15 protein-coding genes and 1 tRNA gene are annotated in these 17,055 nt (G+C 63.6%); 10 read left to right on the top strand and 6 right to left on the bottom strand.

The window, feature by feature from the left end; genetic code table 11:
- Window positions 1-57 precede the first annotated feature (57 nt).
- The 3 genes from Q1A53_RS04870 to Q1A53_RS04860 form a co-directional block, all read right to left on the bottom strand.
- Window positions 58-864, bottom strand: coding sequence for a carbohydrate ABC transporter permease (locus tag Q1A53_RS04870; RefSeq protein WP_299964440.1), 807 nt, complete (start codon window positions 862-864; stop codon window positions 58-60).
- Between the two features lie 124 nt (window positions 865-988).
- Window positions 989-1,909, bottom strand: coding sequence for a sugar ABC transporter permease (locus Q1A53_RS04865; protein ID WP_299963508.1), 921 nt, complete (start codon window positions 1,907-1,909; stop codon window positions 989-991).
- Complete coding sequence (locus tag Q1A53_RS04860; RefSeq protein WP_299963506.1) at window positions 1,909-3,036, bottom strand: ABC transporter ATP-binding protein; 1,128 nt, start codon at window positions 3,034-3,036, stop codon at window positions 1,909-1,911. Before Q1A53_RS04860 ends, Q1A53_RS04865 begins: the two co-directional genes overlap by 1 nt.
- 122 nt (window positions 3,037-3,158) lie before the next feature.
- On the opposite strand from Q1A53_RS04860, the gene Q1A53_RS04855 reads away from it, so the two are divergent.
- Window positions 3,159-4,037 (top strand): LysR family transcriptional regulator, encoded by an 879-nt coding sequence (locus Q1A53_RS04855; RefSeq protein WP_299963504.1) that lies wholly within the window; start codon window positions 3,159-3,161, stop codon window positions 4,035-4,037.
- A gap of 237 nt (window positions 4,038-4,274) precedes the next feature.
- On the opposite strand, the gene Q1A53_RS04850 is transcribed toward Q1A53_RS04855, so the two are convergent.
- A tRNA-Ser gene (locus Q1A53_RS04850) sits at window positions 4,275-4,364 on the bottom strand.
- A 253-nt stretch (window positions 4,365-4,617) separates the two neighbouring features.
- On the opposite strand from Q1A53_RS04850, the gene Q1A53_RS04845 reads away from it, so the two are divergent.
- Genes Q1A53_RS04845 through Q1A53_RS04815 form a run of 7 tightly spaced genes read left to right on the top strand, consistent with a single transcriptional unit; the run spans window position 4,618 to window position 10,897 of the window.
- Window positions 4,618-5,337, top strand: coding sequence for an SPOR domain-containing protein (locus tag Q1A53_RS04845; RefSeq protein ID WP_299963502.1), 720 nt, complete (start codon window positions 4,618-4,620; stop codon window positions 5,335-5,337).
- Between the two features lie 23 nt (window positions 5,338-5,360).
- Window positions 5,361-6,530, top strand: coding sequence for a D-alanyl-D-alanine carboxypeptidase family protein (locus Q1A53_RS04840; protein ID WP_299963500.1), 1,170 nt, complete (start codon window positions 5,361-5,363; stop codon window positions 6,528-6,530).
- Window positions 6,531-6,534: 4 nt separating this feature from the next.
- Window positions 6,535-7,173 (top strand): dTMP kinase, encoded by a 639-nt coding sequence (tmk, locus tag Q1A53_RS04835; protein WP_299963498.1) that lies wholly within the window; start codon window positions 6,535-6,537, stop codon window positions 7,171-7,173.
- Window positions 7,170-8,276, top strand: coding sequence for a DNA polymerase III subunit delta' (locus tag Q1A53_RS04830; protein ID WP_299963496.1), 1,107 nt, complete (start codon window positions 7,170-7,172; stop codon window positions 8,274-8,276). The genes tmk and Q1A53_RS04830 overlap by 4 nt, the downstream gene beginning before the upstream one ends.
- A 33-nt stretch (window positions 8,277-8,309) precedes the next feature.
- Window positions 8,310-9,119 (top strand): TatD family hydrolase, encoded by an 810-nt coding sequence (locus Q1A53_RS04825; RefSeq protein WP_299963494.1) that lies wholly within the window; start codon window positions 8,310-8,312, stop codon window positions 9,117-9,119.
- Window positions 9,116-9,916, top strand: a complete 801-nt coding sequence (locus Q1A53_RS04820) for an MBL fold metallo-hydrolase (protein WP_299963492.1) — start codon at window positions 9,116-9,118, stop codon at window positions 9,914-9,916. Before Q1A53_RS04825 ends, Q1A53_RS04820 begins: the two co-directional genes overlap by 4 nt.
- Window positions 9,917-9,961: 45 nt before the next feature.
- Window positions 9,962-10,897, top strand: a complete 936-nt coding sequence (locus Q1A53_RS04815; RefSeq protein WP_299963490.1) for an AEC family transporter — start codon at window positions 9,962-9,964, stop codon at window positions 10,895-10,897.
- 6 nt (window positions 10,898-10,903) lie between these two features.
- Here Q1A53_RS04815 and Q1A53_RS04810 read toward each other — a convergent pair whose 3' ends face one another.
- Entirely contained in the window at window positions 10,904-12,358 is a 1,455-nt protein-coding gene (locus Q1A53_RS04810; RefSeq protein ID WP_299963488.1) for an aldehyde dehydrogenase family protein, read from the bottom strand.
- 131 nt (window positions 12,359-12,489) lie between these two features.
- Here Q1A53_RS04810 and Q1A53_RS04805 point away from each other — a divergent pair, with 131 nt between their 5' ends.
- Both Q1A53_RS04805 and Q1A53_RS04800 read left to right on the top strand, forming a co-directional pair.
- A complete protein-coding gene (locus tag Q1A53_RS04805) occupies window positions 12,490-12,852 on the top strand; it encodes a hypothetical protein (RefSeq protein ID WP_299963486.1) in 363 nt (120 codons plus the stop codon).
- 58 nt (window positions 12,853-12,910) lie between these two features.
- Window positions 12,911-13,393: a copper chaperone PCu(A)C gene (locus Q1A53_RS04800; protein ID WP_299963484.1), complete on the top strand. Its 483-nt coding sequence runs from the start codon at window positions 12,911-12,913 to the stop codon at window positions 13,391-13,393.
- A 48-nt stretch (window positions 13,394-13,441) separates the two neighbouring features.
- Here the strand turns inward: Q1A53_RS04800 and Q1A53_RS04795 are convergent, their stop codons facing one another.
- Window positions 13,442-16,663 (bottom strand): 2Fe-2S iron-sulfur cluster-binding protein, encoded by a 3,222-nt coding sequence (locus tag Q1A53_RS04795; RefSeq protein WP_299963482.1) that lies wholly within the window; start codon window positions 16,661-16,663, stop codon window positions 13,442-13,444.
- Between the last annotated feature and the right edge of the window lie 392 nt (window positions 16,664-17,055).

The raw sequence follows: 17,055 nt of genomic DNA, 5'->3' as shown, positions 1-17,055 counted from the left end.
AGACCCCAGTGATGAATCCCTCTCGTGGGATGGGTGGGGTGAGGGGCGCGATGCTCCTCACTTCATTCCAGACAGCGTTATCCCCTCGATGAACCGGCGCTGCGCCAGCAGGAAACAGACGATCAACGGTGTGACGATGATGCAGGCGGTGGCCATCATGGGGCCGAAGTTGTCCCCGTCGGCATCCCCCTTGAACTCTCGCAGGCCCAAGGGTGGGGTGAAGAGATCCCGGTTTCCGGTGATGACGATGCGGGGCCAGAAATAGTCGTTCCAATGTGCCACCACGCTGAAGATGCCAAAGGCCATCAGCGCCGGGATCGCGGTGGGTAACATGACCTGCCAGATGATAGCGTATTCGCTCATCCCGTCCATGCGGGCCGCATCAACCAGGTCATCCGGCACCGTCATGAAGAACTGGCGCATCAGGAAAATGCCAAAGACCGATATCGTCCACGGGATGATGAGGGCGGCATAGCTGTTGGTGAGCCCGACCTTGGCCAGCATGATGTAAAGCGGCAGCGCAATGGCGTGCACCGGGATCAGGAGGCAAAACAGGACCAGGGCAAACACCGCCTCGCGCCCCCAAAAGCGGAGCTTGGCCAGTGCGTAGGCGCAGGGCAGCGCGACAATCACCTGAATGACAAAGATCGAGACCGTCACGACCAACCCATTCAGCAGATAACGCAGCAGCGGCGCTTTCTCGAACGCGGTGGTGTAGTTGTAGATGATCGGGTTCACCATGCAGTCCTCGACCGCATTGCCAAGCTTGACGCAAAAATCGTCGCGGAACGGCTCTTGTGCACCCCAGAACCCGCCCGTCTGCTGCATGATCTCATGTGGCGCCTTCAGCGACAGGCTGAGCATCGTGTAAAACGGCAAGAGCACGAGGAGTGCACCGAGGATCAGCACCGCATGGGTTACCGCGGCGCGGGTGTTGAACCGGAAGCCCGTCGCCTTTGCATCCGCCGATGTGCCCGAGAGTGTAATGTCAGACATAGTGTGTCCTGCGTTCTACCAGCCAGCGCTGGATCAGCGTGAGGATCATGACAAAGCCTAAAAAGATGACGGTAATAGCCGCCCCAATTCCCATAAGGTTTTGCTGGATACCCTTTTCATAGATAGCGAACATCATCACATAGACGCTTTTCGAGGGTCCGCCGCCCTGTGGATAGAAGGCCTCGACCATATCAAAGACCTGGAACGAGCGGATAAAGCTGATGGTCACCACAAAGACGGTCGTAGGCCCCAGCAGCGGCCAGGTGACCAGCTGAAAACGATCCCACCCGCGCGTGGCGCCGTCCATCTCCGCCGCGTCATAAAGCGATGGCGGGATTGACGCGAGACCCGCGAGATACAGCACCATGTTGAACCCAAAGCCCTGCCAGACGCCGATAAAGCTCACCGTCCAGATGGCGTAGTCCCGATCGTTGAGCCACAGCGGAAACGTCCGTTCGCAGCCTTGAGCGTACCAGTTCCAGTGTTCCAGAATGGTGCCGCAGCCGCGTTCCAGCGTCGCATTGACGATCCCGATGGTGGGGTGAAATGCAAACTCCCACACAATGGCCATGGCAATCAGCGCCGCCATGACAGGCAAAAAGTAGATCGTCTTGTAGAGATCCCCGAACCGCCCCAGCGAATGGATCAGAAGCGCTGCACCCAGACCCAACCCCACCGTCAAGGGCACCACCACAAAGACATAGCGGAATGTCGCCCCGAACATCTTTTCGTATTGCGAACGACTAAAGATGCGCTCGTAGTTCTCCCACCCTACAAAGGATGCGCCGCTATTGCCGAGCGAGTAGTCTGTCATGCTCAACCCGCCTGCGATCAGGATCGGGATCAGCAAGATCACAAACATCAAGATCAGCGCGGGCGCGATGAACCAGATATACGCGCGGCTTTGCGCCATCACGCGACCTCGCGTGCGGATTTGGGAACGCTGACCCGTGCGCCATCCACGTCAAAATAAAGAGCATCATTCAGATCAAAATCGAACGCCACCCGCTGCCCGCGCACCCGCGCCTTTGCCGGCGGCACGCGCAGAACCACGGGCGCTGGCGCACCATTCACATCGACGTGCAGAAAGACATCCGCACCCAGATTTTCGCTGCGTCTGACGACGCCGGAGAAGCGTCCGGTGGGGCGCACCGTCAGATGCTCTGGCCGCAGGCCTACGGTTACCGCTTGCCGCGTGCCCACATATCGCGTGTCAGAGGCTACGCCGAGCAATTCCAACTTGCCCGCACCGGTCAGTTCCCCGGGAAGGGTGTTGATCTGTGGCGATCCGATAAAGCGCGCGACATCCAGTGAAGCGGGGTTCAGGTAGATGTCGTTGGGCGGTCCGATCTGCAGGATATTACCATGCATCATAACCGCCATCCGGTCTGACATCGTCAGCGCCTCGGCCTGATCATGGGTCACGTAGACGAACGTCGCTTGAAGACGACGGTGCAGCTCGCTCAGTTCGGCGCGCATGTGTACCCGCAGTGCGGCATCCAGGTTCGACAGCGGCTCGTCCATCAAGAAGGCCACGGGCGCGCGCACCATCGCTCGCCCCAGTGCCACCCGTTGCCGTTGCCCGCCAGACAGCTGCCCCGGTTTGCGGTCCAGCAGCGGGGTGATCTGCAAGGTCTCCGCAACCTCCGCCACCTGCTCACGCATCTTGCGATGCGCGGCACGAGCCGCCAGGGGCCCGAGCAGCGGCAGCCGACCCAACCGGTTCAGATCGCGCATCCGAAGCGGGGTCATCATGTTCTGCGCCACGCTCAGATGCGGGTAGAGCGCGTAGCTCTGGAACACCATCGCAAGGTTTCGATCCGCGGGTCGCACGGCGTTGACGTCGCGCCCCTCGATCGTCACCTGCCCCGCATCCGCTGCCTCGAGCCCCGCCAGAATGCGGAGAAGGGTGGACTTGCCACAGCCCGATGGACCGACGAGGGTGACGAACTCACCATCCTCAATGTCGAGTGACGCACCGTTCAACACGGGCGTGTTGCCAAAGGTCTTGGTGATCGACTTCAACGATATCTGCGACATCAAAGCCTCCCAAGGCACCTGCGCGTCAGGGACATGATGCATCGGAACAGTCTCGATTCTGTGACGTCATATTAGCGAGACTTATGGGCTCTACAGTCGTTTCGGGAATACCGAGGTAGGTCATGTCAGTCAGCACGCACCAAGTGAAATCCTTTGCCCATGTGGTTCGTGAGGGGTCGATCTCCGGTGCGGCGCGCCGTCTGGGCGTGTCGCAATCGGCCATCAGCCAGCACATCGCCAACCTGGAAGCCACGGTTGGCGCGCAGGTTCTGATCCGGGGCCGTGACGGTGTTACACTGACACCCGTTGGTCAGGAACTGTTCGAACTTGCGGACGCTTACGCATCGCTCAATCAGCAGATCGAGGAACGGTTGCGCGGACACGCTGCTCTTGATCACGGGCACCTGACCGTCATCGCAAACGCACCGCAACCCGCGTTGGATCTCATCGCGCGCTATACAGAACGGTATCCGAAGATATCGGTCGACTTCACGCTGTTTGACTGGTCGTCGGCCATGCAAAGGCTGCAAGAAAGGCGGGTAGACATCGCCATTGTCACCGAACCGACCAGACAGACGGATTTCTACATCCGCCCGATCGCGCGCACACGCTATGTTTGCTACACCAGACAGGAGACCTCCATAGCGCAACAGGCAGAGGTGAGCCTCGCTGAGATCGCGGCACATACGCTGATCCTGCCGGAAACGGGGTCCCTGACCCAACGCATCGTCTCAAAAGCGCTTGCGGATCAGCGTCTGACCCCGAAAAGACTTGTGACCATGACCACCTTCCCCGTCATGAAAGAGGCCATCTTGCAGGGCATCGGAGTCGGCATTTTCCTGGAAGCCAGCTCGGTCGGAGACGGGTGTCTGACCGAAGTACCCATTGCCGAACTAGGCACACAGTTCACCACCAGCGTGGTCATTCCAAAGCACAAGATGGGGCTGAGAGTGACGCAGAGTTTTCTGGCTATTCTGGATGAACTGCCAATCGACGTCTGAAGCCAGCAACCTGAGGATGGAGATGCTAGAACATCAACGGGCATTGCGATGTCTCTCGCGACCAGCGCATTCGCTTCAAGCTGCCGTATCTGCTCCAGCATACTGTCCCTGAAGCGGACGGCTTCAGCGTGATTCCTCATGTTCAGTGCCAGCTTGATTTCCATGCCGAACGGCTTCCCCGCCCAATGGTTCTATTCGAACTGAACGCAACTGGCCTTTCTGTTCCAGAAAAGCCAGTGGCGGAGGAGGTGGGATTCGAACCCACGGTACGCTTTCACGCACGCCGGTTTTCAAGACCGGTGCATTCGACCACTCTGCCACTCCTCCGGCGACGGTCATCCGTCCCGTATAAACCCATCACGACTTATGAAATCAAGCGTAAACGCCGTGCAATTCTCGCCGACCGGCTCGGATGGACCTTCCCACTCTCACAGCGCAGGGCTAAGGTGACGTTAAAACCTCCGGGCAAAGGGCAGAAGGCGCAATGACATACCCGCTTGAGGCATACCGACAGACGGCGGTCCGTCGTGCTGCAAGGACGCCTTGGCGATGTGCGCAGGCGCTCTCGCTCTGCAGCCTGGTGAGCGCTTGCAGTGAAGCCGCACCTTTCAATCTGGCCCAAGCACTCGGCGCTCAGCCCACAGCGGCAGAGGCTCCCCCGACACCGGCCTCCGAAACGCCCACACGCGATGTCGAAGCGCCCGAGGTCTTTTCGGTCAAGGAAACCGGTCTCTGGGACGGACGGCCCTCGCTGGGTGGTGTCTGGATTGCACATCCCGACGTGACCGAACCCGAACGGGTCATCATCCGCAATCTGCAGAACGACCAATTCGCCGTCGGCGCCTTGTTCGCCAAGGCAAAAGGCATTCCCGGGCCACGTCTGCAGATGTCCTCGGACGCTGCATCATCGCTTGGCGTGACCGCGGGTGTACCGGTAGAATTGACAGTCGTTGCCCTGCGCAGCGAGACGGACACGCCGCTCGACCATGCAGCCATCGCCAACAAGGCGCCCACGCCGACCCAAACCGTCGCAACTACTGCAGCGACCCGCCCTGTGGCCATCGCGCTCGATAGGCCATTCGTCCAGATCGGCATCTTCAGCCAAAGACCCAACGCTGACCGCGCAGCGCAACAGATGCGCAACACCGGCCTGATACCGACCATCGACCCGCAACAGCTCGGTGGAAAACCCTTCTGGCGGGTCGTTGTAGGACCGGCCAGAACCGCCGATGAACATGCCGCTTTGCTTGACAAGATCAGACGCGAAGGGTTTTCGGACGCCTACGCCGTCGCCAACTGACGAGACCTGAGGAGACCAAACCAATGATCCGCCCCCTCGCCACCCTGCTGGCCCTGTGCCTGTCATTCCAACCTGCCGCTGCCTTCGACACCCAGGCGACCTCTGCCTTCGTGATGGATCAAACCACCGGCACTGTGCTGCTCAACAAGGAAGGCGACACGCCGCTGCCGCCTGCCTCCATGTCGAAACTCATGACGCTCTATATGGCGTTCGAGGCCATCCGCCGCGGCAAGGCCGATGGTGGACTTGATCTGAACGAAGAGCTGCTGGTCTCTGAACACGCGCAATCCTTCGGCGGCTCCTCCATGTTCCTGCGGTCAGGCGAGCGGGTCACGGTGGAGGATCTGGTGCGCGGCATTATCGTGCTGTCGGGCAACGACGCCTGCGTGGTAATCGCGGAGGCGCTGTCGCCCGATGGGACAGAATACGGCTTTGCCCGGCTGATGACACAACGCGCGCAAGAACTGGGGATGCCAAACTCGACCTTCGTCAATTCCAGCGGCTGGCCGCAACCCGGCCATCTGATGTCAATGCGCGATCTGGCAACGCTCGCCGACCGGCTGATTACCGACTTCCCGGAGTTCTACCCGCTCTTTGCCGAAACGGAGTTCGAGTTTGACAACCGCGTGCCAAGCAACCGGCGCAACCGCAACCCCGTGCTGACCATGGGAATTGGCGCAGATGGGCTGAAGACAGGCCACACCGAAGAGGCAGGCTACGGTCTCACAGGCTCTGCAAAGCAGGGCGACCGGCGCGTGATTTTCGTGATCTCCGGGCTCGATACCGTCCGGGCGCGGGCGCAGGAATCTCAGGCCATCGTCAACTGGGCCTTCCGGCAGTTCGCCATGCGCCCTCTGGCCGAGGCAGGCGAAAACTTTGGTCAGGCCAATGTCTGGATGGGTCGCGAACCCACCGTGGGCCTCGTCGTGCCGGAAGACGTCAGCATTCTGATGCCCGCGCTTGCCACCGGCGAGATCGAAGGCGAGGTTGTCTATACCGGGCCCCTCAGCGCGCCCATCAGCGCAGGGGATCCCTTGGCGGAACTGGTCTTTACCCTTGAAGGGCTGCCCGAAACTCGGCTGCCGCTGGTGGCCGACCGGGACGTGCCTGAGGGTGGCTTTCTCAGCCGCGTGAGCACGGCCGCACTGGTCCTGTTCCGCATGCTGGCCGAAGGGCCAGAGGAGGCGTCGTGACCGCATGACCGCCCCCGCGCGCGGGACAGCCAGGTTCATTTCCTTCGAAGGCATCGACGGCTCCGGCAAATCCACCCAGATCAGGCTGCTGGCAGATTACCTGCGCAGCCGGGGTCACGACGTCGTGCTGACCCGCGAACCCGGCGGCTCGCCCGGGGCCGAGGAAATTCGCGCGTTGGTGCTGCAGGGCGATCCGGACCGCTGGTCGCCAGAGACCGAGCTTTTGCTCTTTACCGCTGCGCGCCGGGATCATCTGGAACGCACCATCACCCCGGCATTAGCGGCAGGCAAGATCGTGCTGTGTGACCGTTTCGCCGACAGCACCCGGCTCTATCAGGGGCGCGGCAGCTCTGCGCGCCGGGCGCTTGTGGACCAGCTGCACGACCTGATGATCGGGCGCGAGCCGGATCTCACGGTGCTGATCGACATGGACCCGAGCGTGGGCCTCGCACGCGCGCTTTCCCGGCAAACGGCGGATGAACGGTTCGAAGCGTTCGGTGAGGATTTACAACGCAAGATGCGGCAGGGGTTCCTTGATCTGGCTGCCGATGCCCCGGCACGGTTCCGCATCGTGGATGGTGCCCGGCCGGTAGAGACCGTGGCGCGCGACGTTGCCGCCGTGGTTGAGCGTGCGCTTGCATGAGCGCCCCGGATCAGATCGAGGGCGCGCCACACCCCCGGGACACTGGCCGGATCTTTGGGCAGGACCGGGCGCAACAGACCTTTCTGGACGCCTACACCAGCGGTCGGCTCCATCACGCCTGGCTGCTGAGCGGGCCGCGCGGTATCGGCAAAGCAACACTGGCCTGGACCATCGCGCGGTTTCTGCTGAGCACACCTCCCGCACAGGATGGCGGACTGTTCGAGGCGCCACCACCCCCCCAGACACTGCATATCGACCCCGAGCATCCCGTTGCGCGCAGGATCACCGCCGGGGCTGAACCTGGGCTGAAGGTGATCACCCGAACACCCAACCCGACCACGGACAGGATGCGCGACCAGATCGTCGTGGATGATATCCGCGCACTGGCCGGTTTCTTTCAGCTATCGGCCACGGACGGCGGTCGCCGGGTCGTCATTGTCGATGCTGCGGACGAGATGAACCCGTCGGCTGCCAACGCCCTGCTGAAGATGCTGGAGGAGCCGCCGGACCGCGCCACGCTGCTGCTCATCAGTCACCAGCCGTCGCGCCTGTTGCCCACCATCCGCTCTCGCTGCCGGAGCCTGCGGCTGGAAACGCTCGACAGCGACGATATGGCAAGCGCTCTGGCACAGGCGGGCATCACGGCGGATCAGAACACCGATGCGCTCGCCGAACTGTCTGGCGGCTCGGTGGGGGCAGCCCTGCGGCTGGCGCATCTCGGCGGGCTACAGACCTACGCGGATCTTGTCGCCCTCGCGGACGCGCTGCCGCAGTTTGACCGCGCCGCCGCCATCAAGCTGGCCGAAGCTGCCGCCGCCCGCGGTGCCGAAGACCGGCGCGCGCTGCTTTTTGAGCTGATTGATCTGCTCTTTGCGCGGCTGGCGCGGACAGGGGCGACGGGGCTTGCTCCTGGGGCCGAGGCCGCTCCCAATGAGGCGGCAATCCTCGCGCGCCTCGCCCCCGATGCTGCCTCTGCACGCGCCTGGGCGCAGCTATCACAGGAGACCGGCGCGCGCGTCCGCCACGGGCTGGCCGTGAACCTTGACCCTGCGGCTCTGGTCCTAGATACCGTGATCAAGATGAGCCAAACCGCCACCGCGTGACCTCGCGCGCGGGCGCATCAAGACCGGACAGGCATGACCGATACCCCAGAGATCACCGACAGTCATTGCCATCTCGATTTTCCCGACTTCGAGGGCCAGCTGAGCGACATTGTTGCCAATGCAGCCGCGGCAGGTGTCACGCGCATGGTCACCATCTGCACCAAGCTGCGGCTGGAGCCGCAGGTGCGCGCCATCGCAGAGGCGCATAGCGGTGTCTTTTACGCAGCAGGCACCCACCCGATGAGCGCGGCGGACGAACCGCTGGTCAGCGTGGATGAGCTGGTGGCGCTCGCGGCGCATCCAAAATTCGTGGGCATCGGTGAGACGGGCCTTGACTACCACTACACCGCCCAGAGCGCTGAGATCCAGCAACGCTCCCTGCGCATCCATATCGCGGCGGCGCGCGCCACCGGTCTGCCTCTGATCATCCACGCCCGGGATGCCGATGAGGACATGGCGCACATCCTGCGCGAAGAGCATGCGGCGGGTGCTTTTGGGTGCGTGATGCACTGCTTTTCCTCCTCCCGCATGCTCGCCGAGACGGCGCTGGAGCTTGGCTTTTACCTCTCGATGTCGGGTATCACCGCCTTTCCGAAATCAGGCGATCTGCGCGAGATCTTTGCGGCAGCGCCGCTCGACCGGATCCTGGTCGAGACAGACGCCCCCTACCTTGCGCCCCCTCCCTATCGCGGCAAGCGCAATGAGCCTGCCTACACAGCCCATACCGCCGCGCGCGCGGCAGAGACCTTCGGCATGTCCTACGCGGCGTTCGCCGCCCAGACGCAGCGCAACTTCGACCGGCTCTTTGCCAAGGCCGCAGCCTACGGGCAAGCCGCCGCATGAGCCGACTGGAGGTGACCATTCTGGGCTGCGGCTCTTCTGGCGGCGTGCCGCGGTTGGGCGGGCTCTGGGGCGATTGCGACCCGGGCAACCCGAAGAACCGCCGCCAGCGATGTTCGCTGTTGGTTCAGCGCCACGGCGAGGCGGGAAGCACCAGCGTGCTGATTGACACCTCACCCGATCTGCGCAACCAGCTGCTCGGCGCCGGTATCGGCAGGCTCGATGCGGTGATCTATACCCACAGCCATGCCGACCATGTGCACGGCATCGACGATCTGCGCATGATCGTCTTCAACATGCGCGCACGCCTGCCGGTCTGGGCCGATCTGCCAACGCGCGACGCGCTGCTTGACCGGTTCAGCTACGCCTTTGTGCAGCCCGAAGGATCGTCCTACCCGCCGATCCTGGACATGAACCTGATGGAAGGCGATGTCACCATCGACGGCGCGGGCGGGCTCATCACCTTTACCCCGTTCGAAGTGGCGCACGGCGGTATGAACGCTCTGGGATTTCGCATCGGCGATCTGGCCTACCTGCCCGATGTTGCAGAGATCCCCGATGCGGTCTGGCCGATGCTGGAAAACCTCGACTGCTGGATCGTCGACGCGCTGCGTCGGGAGCCACACCCGACCCATAGTCACCTGGCCCGGACGCTGGAATGGATCGACCGGGTACAGCCCAGACACGCGGTTCTGACCAACATGCATATCGACCTCGACTATGCCACGCTGTTGGCGGAAACGCCGGATCATATCGAACCCGCCTATGACGGGCTGACGCTCTCCTTTCCGGCGCCTTAGCCTCGGCGGCTCCCGGACCCGCCTCAAGCCCATAAAGGCCCGCTGATGCAGACCCTGCTCGACGTTATCCTGCCCGTCTTTCTGGTCATCGGTTTTGGCTATGTGGCGGTGTGGCGCGGTTTGTTCTCTGGCGCGGGGATCGATGCGCTGATGCGCTTTACCCAGCATTTCGCGATCCCCTGCCTGCTGTTTCAGGCCATCGCGGGCATTGATCTGGGTGCCTCCTTCGATCCCGCGCTGCTGGGCAGCTTTTACGCAGGTGCCGCCACATGCTTTGCCGCGGGGCTCTTTGGCGCACGGCTGTTCTTTGGCCGCGCGTGGGAGGATTGCGTGGCCATCGGGTTTTGCTGCCTGTTCTCGAACTCCGTTCTTCTCGGACTGCCAATCGCCGAACGCGCCTACGGGGCCGACGCACTGACCGGCAACTACGCCATCATCTCCATACACTCGCCTTTCTGCTACGGGCTCGGCATCACCGCGATGGAGGTGGTGCGCAACCGGGGCAAGTCGCCACTGGTGATGCTGCGCGGTATCCTGACGGCAATGTTCAGCAACGCGCTGGTGCTGGCGATTGCACTCGGCTTCATCGTCAACCTGTCGGGTTTCGCAGTCCCGGGCGTGGTCGATGATGCGCTGTCCTTGGTGGCGCGCGCGGCACTGCCCGCAGCGCTCTTTGCCCTGGGTGGTGTACTGTTGCAGTACAAGCCCGAAGGCGACAGCCGCACCATCGCCATGATCTGCGCCATCGCCCTCCTGCTACACCCCAGCATCGTCTGGATCCTCGGCACAGCACAGGACATGCCGCAGGACGCGTTCCGCTCCGGTGTGCTCACGGCGGCCATGGCACCGGGGGTCAACAGCTACATATTCGCCAATATGTACGGATGCGCCAAACGGGTGGCGGCGTCTTCGGTGCTGTTCGCCACGGGCCTATCGGTGCTCACTGTCTGGTTCTGGCTCGAAGTGCTGGCGGGCGCGTGAGGCGCGCTAGCCATGGTGCGCCGCCACGGTTTTGAGGCTGGAAAAACCGTAGAGCGCCTCAAACCCCTTCTCGCGACCGTGCCCGGAGAGACCCGTGCCACCAAAGGGCAGCTCCACCCCGCCGCCCGCGCCATAGTTGTTGAGAAACACCTGCCCGGCCCTGAGTGCCCGCGCCATCCGCATCTGCCGCGCACCCTCCCGGGTCCAGACTGAGGCGACAAGACCGAAGGCGGTGCCATTGGCCAGCGCCAGCGCTTCTGCCTCATCCTCAAACGGGATGATGACCTGCACGGGGCCAAAGATTTCTTCCTGCGCCAGCACATGGTCAGGCGACACACCCGCAAACAGTGTCGGCGCGATATAGGCGCCCGCGGCCGGCAGCGTCGCGGGCAGCGTGGCCGCGGCGGCGACCTCAAGATCCTGCCCTTGCGCGAGATAGGCCGCCACCCGGTCCCGCTGGCGCGTGGAGATAAGCGGACCCACCTCCGGATCCTCCAGCGCCGGACCGACGCGCAGCGCAGCATAACGCTCGGACATGGCCTCAACCACAGCGTCGTAGACGCCGCGCTGCACCAGAATGCGCGAGGAGGCAGAGCAGGTCTGGCCCGCGTTCTGGATCCCTGCACCAACGAGAAAAGGCAAGGCTGCGTCGATGTCGGCATCATCAAAGACGATCTGCGGGGATTTGCCCCCCAACTCCAGCGTGACAGGCACCACGTTCTGCCCCGCGGCCTGCTGCACCTTGCGCCCCGTCTCCACCGACCCGGTAAAGGAGACATGCTGCACGCCCGGGTGCGCCGCCAGCGCTGCACCCGCTTCCCCTCCAAGCCCCGGCACGAGGTTAAGCGCGCCGACGGGCAAGCCCGCCCGCATCGCCAGCTCGGCAAAGGCGAGCGTTGTCAGACAGGCTTCTTCGGCGGGTTTCAGCACCACCGCGTTGCCCATGGCCAGCGCAGCACCGACCGACCGTCCGATGATCTGCATCGGGTAGTTCCACGGGATGATATGGCCCGTCACCCCATGCGGCTCGCGCAGGGTGTAGACGGTGTAGCCCTCCAGATAGGGGATCGTCTGGCCGTGGATCTTGTCGACCGCACCTGCGTAGAATTCCATATAGCGCGCCAGCGCCGTGACATCGGCCCGCGCCTGGGACAGCGGTTTGCCCACGTCTCGCGCTTCCAGATCCGCAAGCGTCTCCGCGTGCTCCAGCACCAGTTGACCCAGCCGCGCGAGGATCCGGCCGCGTTCCACCGCGGGCATCCGGCCCCACGCGCCGTCCAGCGCCGCCTGCGCTGCCGTTACCGCAAGGTCAATGTCCGCCGCCTGCCCGCGTGCGATCTGCGCCAGTAATTCTCCCGTCGAGGGATCGAACAGCGGATGGGTCTCTCCCGATTGCGCCGCCTGCCAGCGCCCTGCGATTAGACACAGCGACGGATCGCATCCCAGGGGTCTGATGCTCATGTTTGTCTCTCCCGTGTTGCCAGCGAGTCAAGGGGACCGACCCGCGCGCGCCGCGTCAAGCGCGATTTGCCGCGCCAGCCCTGTCTTTTTGCCGCTGGACCGATCCGCCGGAACCCGGTACCTCAAGAATGATGTCGATCCGTCGTGCCATATCCACTGTCGCTGGGATGCTCTTGATCACCGCGAGCCTCGCCATGGCGGCAGCCAGCCTTGCGCACAGGTTTGCGCTGAAAGATCCCACGCCGGAGATGATCGCCTACCTCAGTGTCGGCGGCACGCTTGATGCGCTTTGCGGTGAGGCAGGTCAGGACAGTGCGGGCACCCGGTGCGCCGCCTGTCTGCTGGGTGCCGCGGCCCCCGGGCCAGCGCCGCATGACAGCGCAGCAGCGCCGCTTGATACCCAAACCATGGTCTTCGCGCCGCCACGCACGCGCACGATAGTGCCGGTGAAAGCTGGGCAAGCTCCCCCGGTGCGCGCCCCACCTCGGGTCTGATCCGCCCTTTCTTTCTTAGACCTCACGCGCGGAGCCGCGCATATCCAAGGATCACACCATGAAAACCCTCTTTGCAACGGCCGCGGCCGTCTTTCTGTCGCTGCCCGGCCTCGTCTCCGCCCATGAATACACCGTCGGAGATCTGTCCGTTGACCACCCGATGGCCTTCAACACCGCCCCCACGGCCAAGAGCGGCGGCGGCTATCTGAGCATCACCAACGGCGGCGAGACCGACGACCGGCTGATCGCCGTGCGCGCCGACTTCCCGAAGGTGGAGCTGCACACCACCGAAGAGAAAGACGGCATCGCACGCATGATGCATGTCGACGCCATCGAAATCCCCGCGGGCGAAACCGTCTCCCTTCAACCCGGCGGGCTGCATGTGATGTTCATGGGGCTTGGCGGCGATGGCTTCGAGGTGGGCGAGCAGATCCCCGCCACGCTTGTGTTTGAGCGCGCCGGTGAACTTGAGGTGATATTCAACATCGAGGAACGCGGCGCCGACGCGGTCGATCACTCGGGACACGGGATGTCCAACTAGGCGCATGCGGGCCCGCTCAACAGGCGGGTCCCTCCCCCCGACGAGCGCCTAGAGATCGATTTCAACCACGCCGCCGGGTTCCGCCGCGCGGCTCTGACACAGGATCATCGCGGTCTCACGCTGGCGGTTGCTGAGCACGAAGTCGCGGTGTTCAACCGCGCCTCCCACCACGCCGCATTTGCACACGCCACAGATGCCATCATCGCATTTGATATCAACGTGAACGCCTTCGCCGCGCAAGACATCCGCCGCGGACCGATCGGCGGGCACTTCCAAACGCCGCCCGCTGCGGGTGAGGTGCAGGGTGAAAGGATGGTTCTCGTAGTCGGGCACATCCGGCACAGCAAAATACTCCATATGCCGATGCTCTTCGGGAAACCCGGCACGTGCGGCCGCGTCCATCACGGCCCGCATATAGGGCTCTGGACCGCAGGCGTAGACATGCGCGCCCGCAGGCGGGTCTGACAACAGGATCTTGCCGAGATCGGCGCGGCGGCCCTCGGCGCTAAGATGCACCTGGACCCGGTCGGCCCAGGGCACCGCCTGCAATGGACCTGCAAACGCGGCTTCCGCGCAACCGGGCGCGGAATAATGAAGCTCAAAGGAGGCACCCGACCGGTGGCAGGCGTGGGCAAAGGCGATCATCGGCGTCACGCCGATACCACCGCCCATCAACAGGTGATGGCTGGCCGTCTGCACCAGCGGGAAATGGTTGATCGGGTGCGAGACAAAGATCCGCCGCCCCTGCGCAAAGATCCGGTGCATGAGCTGCGAGCCACCACGCCCTGCGTCTTCGCGCAGCACGGCAATGGTGTACCGGCTGCGGTCGGCGGGATCGCCACAGAGCGAATAGGGTCGCACAAACTCAGGTGCCACCACGATTTCGATATGCGCCCCGGCTTCCCAAGGTGGCAGCGGGCTGCCGTCCACGGCGCGCAACTCATACTCGGTCACCCGGTCGGTCAGTTCCGTGGCGCGCGCTACCTCAACCCGTGTCACAGGGGCATCACCCGCGCCCAGATAGGTATGCGCCAGCCCGTCCGTGTCGCCACGGGCGAGCCTTGCCTGATAGGTCTCCGCGGTAATCAGCGCCTGATAGGCCTCGATCCCCTTTTCGCGGTCCATCGGTGCGGGAAAGGGTGCTGGATGCGGGGCGAGCGTGGCGGGGTAGACCGCAAGAGTCTGATCCTCTGGCGTGACCTTCAGCCCCGGTTGCAGGCTGCGGGCGTTCGCAGGCGTGGGCGGCGGCGCAAACCCGCCCGTCTCGGTGATCTTGAGGTCCCACCACCAGCGCTTTTGCGGGTTCATGTTGCCGTTACCCACCAGATCATCGGCCTTGGCCAAGACGCCCGCCATCGCGGGCACATTCATCGCGATCCAACGCAGGGGGCGTTCGTGCCGCAGCCCCTCGAGGTTCCACGGGCAGGTCTTCATGCAGCGCCCGCACATCGCCCCGCCATCCTGGGTCAGGCGATAGGTGATGCATTTCTGGCTGTCGGATTTCCAGATCTCGTAGCCATTGAACATCAGCTTCGGGCCCGCAGTGATCGCCCCCGCGGGGCATTCGCGTGCGCATTTGTTGCAAGCCTCGCAGAACGCCTGCATGCCGAAATCGATTGGCTTGTCATGGGTCATCGGCATCGTCGTGGTGATACAGCCCGACTTCAGCCGCGGACCCAGAAACGGGTTCACGATCACCTCGCCGATGCGACTGACCTCGCCCAGACCCGACAGCAACAGGAGCGGTGGTTGCAGGACCTCGCCGTCGAGGTTGCTGTGCACCCGCGCCTCATACCCCAGGTTGCGGATCTGCTGCGCGATCACCCCGCCCAAGAGGGAGAACCGCAAATACGCCCGCATGGATTGCGCCACCGCGATCCAGTCGTCCCCGGAGGAGCCTTCGGTCGTCTCGAACCCCTGGTCGATGATCAGGCTGATGGCATTGTCGTGGGTGGGCACAATGGGCTCACCCGCCGCATCATGCGAGTACCAGACCCAGTCCGGGCAGCGCGACAGGCCCACGGCATCCGCGCCGAGGAAATAGGCCGCGGCCTTGATACCAGCCGCGTTGCGCGCGGGATCCTGCGCGCCCTCGGCCACCGTCTGTGCCACCGGCCCTTTCTGGAGCAGCATCAGCGCGCCGGACGGACGGCGGATTGCGTTACTGATGGGGAATTTCTGCGCGAAGTATCCACCCGCCGCGGCCCGCTGATTGGCCTTGCCCATATCGCCGAACTGCGCTCGGGCGAACATATCCGTGCGTTTGGGCACCCGCGCGACACGCGCCTCGTCGATATAGGTGGTGGGTTTGTCCACGCGCTTTAGCGTCTCGAAGGGGTGCGGACCCTTGGCATAGTCCCGGGCCGCAAAAGGATCATCCGGTGCCTTGGCCCCGGCGCGCGCCGCGCCAAACCCAAGGCCGCGGGGCTGGTCGGTCAAGGGCGCCAGCGGCAGATCCGCCGTCATGGCAAAGGTTGTGGTGATCGCCGCCAGTTGGAACCGAGCACCGGCGAAAGGGTTCATGAGCACGCCATCCTCGACCGTCGCGAGCCCCGCACCAACCGCCAGCTTGCCAAGATCCACATCCGAGGAGGACACGGTATGCGCCTTTGCGTCATGGCCGAGAATGCGCAGATAGCTCGCGATGATCACCGCCGTTTCAGCGGCCCGCAGGCTGGCGCGGGGGGCCTGCGCGCCCGCGATCCAGTCGTATCCCGGCTCGTCACGGTCAGGATCGCGGCTGTAGTCATACATCAGCACGATGGTGTGGGTGTGGTCCGCGATATCACGCGGCGGGGCGGTCATGCTGTCGCGCAGATCGGCCATCATCACGTCAATCCCGGCGGCCAGCGTCTTGGTCTGACGGGTCCGGAGCACGTCGGCGAGCCTGTCAATTTCCGGATTGCGCAGCGGTGTCTCCAGCAGCTGCGAGGGATCGAACCGGCCAATCCCAACCATCGGGGCATCCTGAAAATAGCCCAGCGACTTGATGTGCCGCGCGCGTTCTTCGGGGTCTTCGGGGCAGTCCGATGGGGCCATGTTGATCAGCCCGTCGCGGATCGCGTCGAGCATGCCCTGATACTCGGCAATCGCATTGACCATCGCGCCCGGATCCGGCTGCCGCTCGAAAGACACGGGTTGCATCGGGGGCACGCGGCTCAAGTCGGGCGGGTCCACACGCCGCACCAGCCGCTCCAACGGATAGGTACCGAGGTGGAAAGGCCGCCGCCTGGAAGAGAACATCGCCGCACGCATTGCGCGCCCTTTCATCGTCTTTTACCTGTCAGGTCCGATAGGCCATGCACCGACCGCGCGGGGATGTCAAAACACGAAACGACAGCCGCGCGGCGAGGCTCGATTGCCGGTGGGCTTGCAGGATCGGCCCTCTGACATTCAGCAAAGAGCCCGCTTTCTGACGGTAGTCTTGAACCTTCATGTCGGAATACTGCGGAAGCAACAGTCATATCCGCTCATTTTTTAAGCAAGGGGCCAAAGAAACGCGTTCCCGCATGCCGCGAGGCTCGGTACGTCGAAGAGGCTCGACCACCGCCGAACGCCAGGATTTCATGTGCGGATAGTCACCCAGAGCGGGCATCAAAAACCCGTCTCAACCATACGGCGAACGCGCGCAGACCAAAGACGGCATTTCTTCTGCTCAGACG

The sequence above is a fragment of the uncultured Roseobacter sp. genome, assembly GCF_947496515.1.
GTDB lineage: Bacteria > Pseudomonadota > Alphaproteobacteria > Rhodobacterales > Rhodobacteraceae > Roseobacter.
This window is presented reverse-complemented; position numbering and strand designations above follow the sequence as displayed.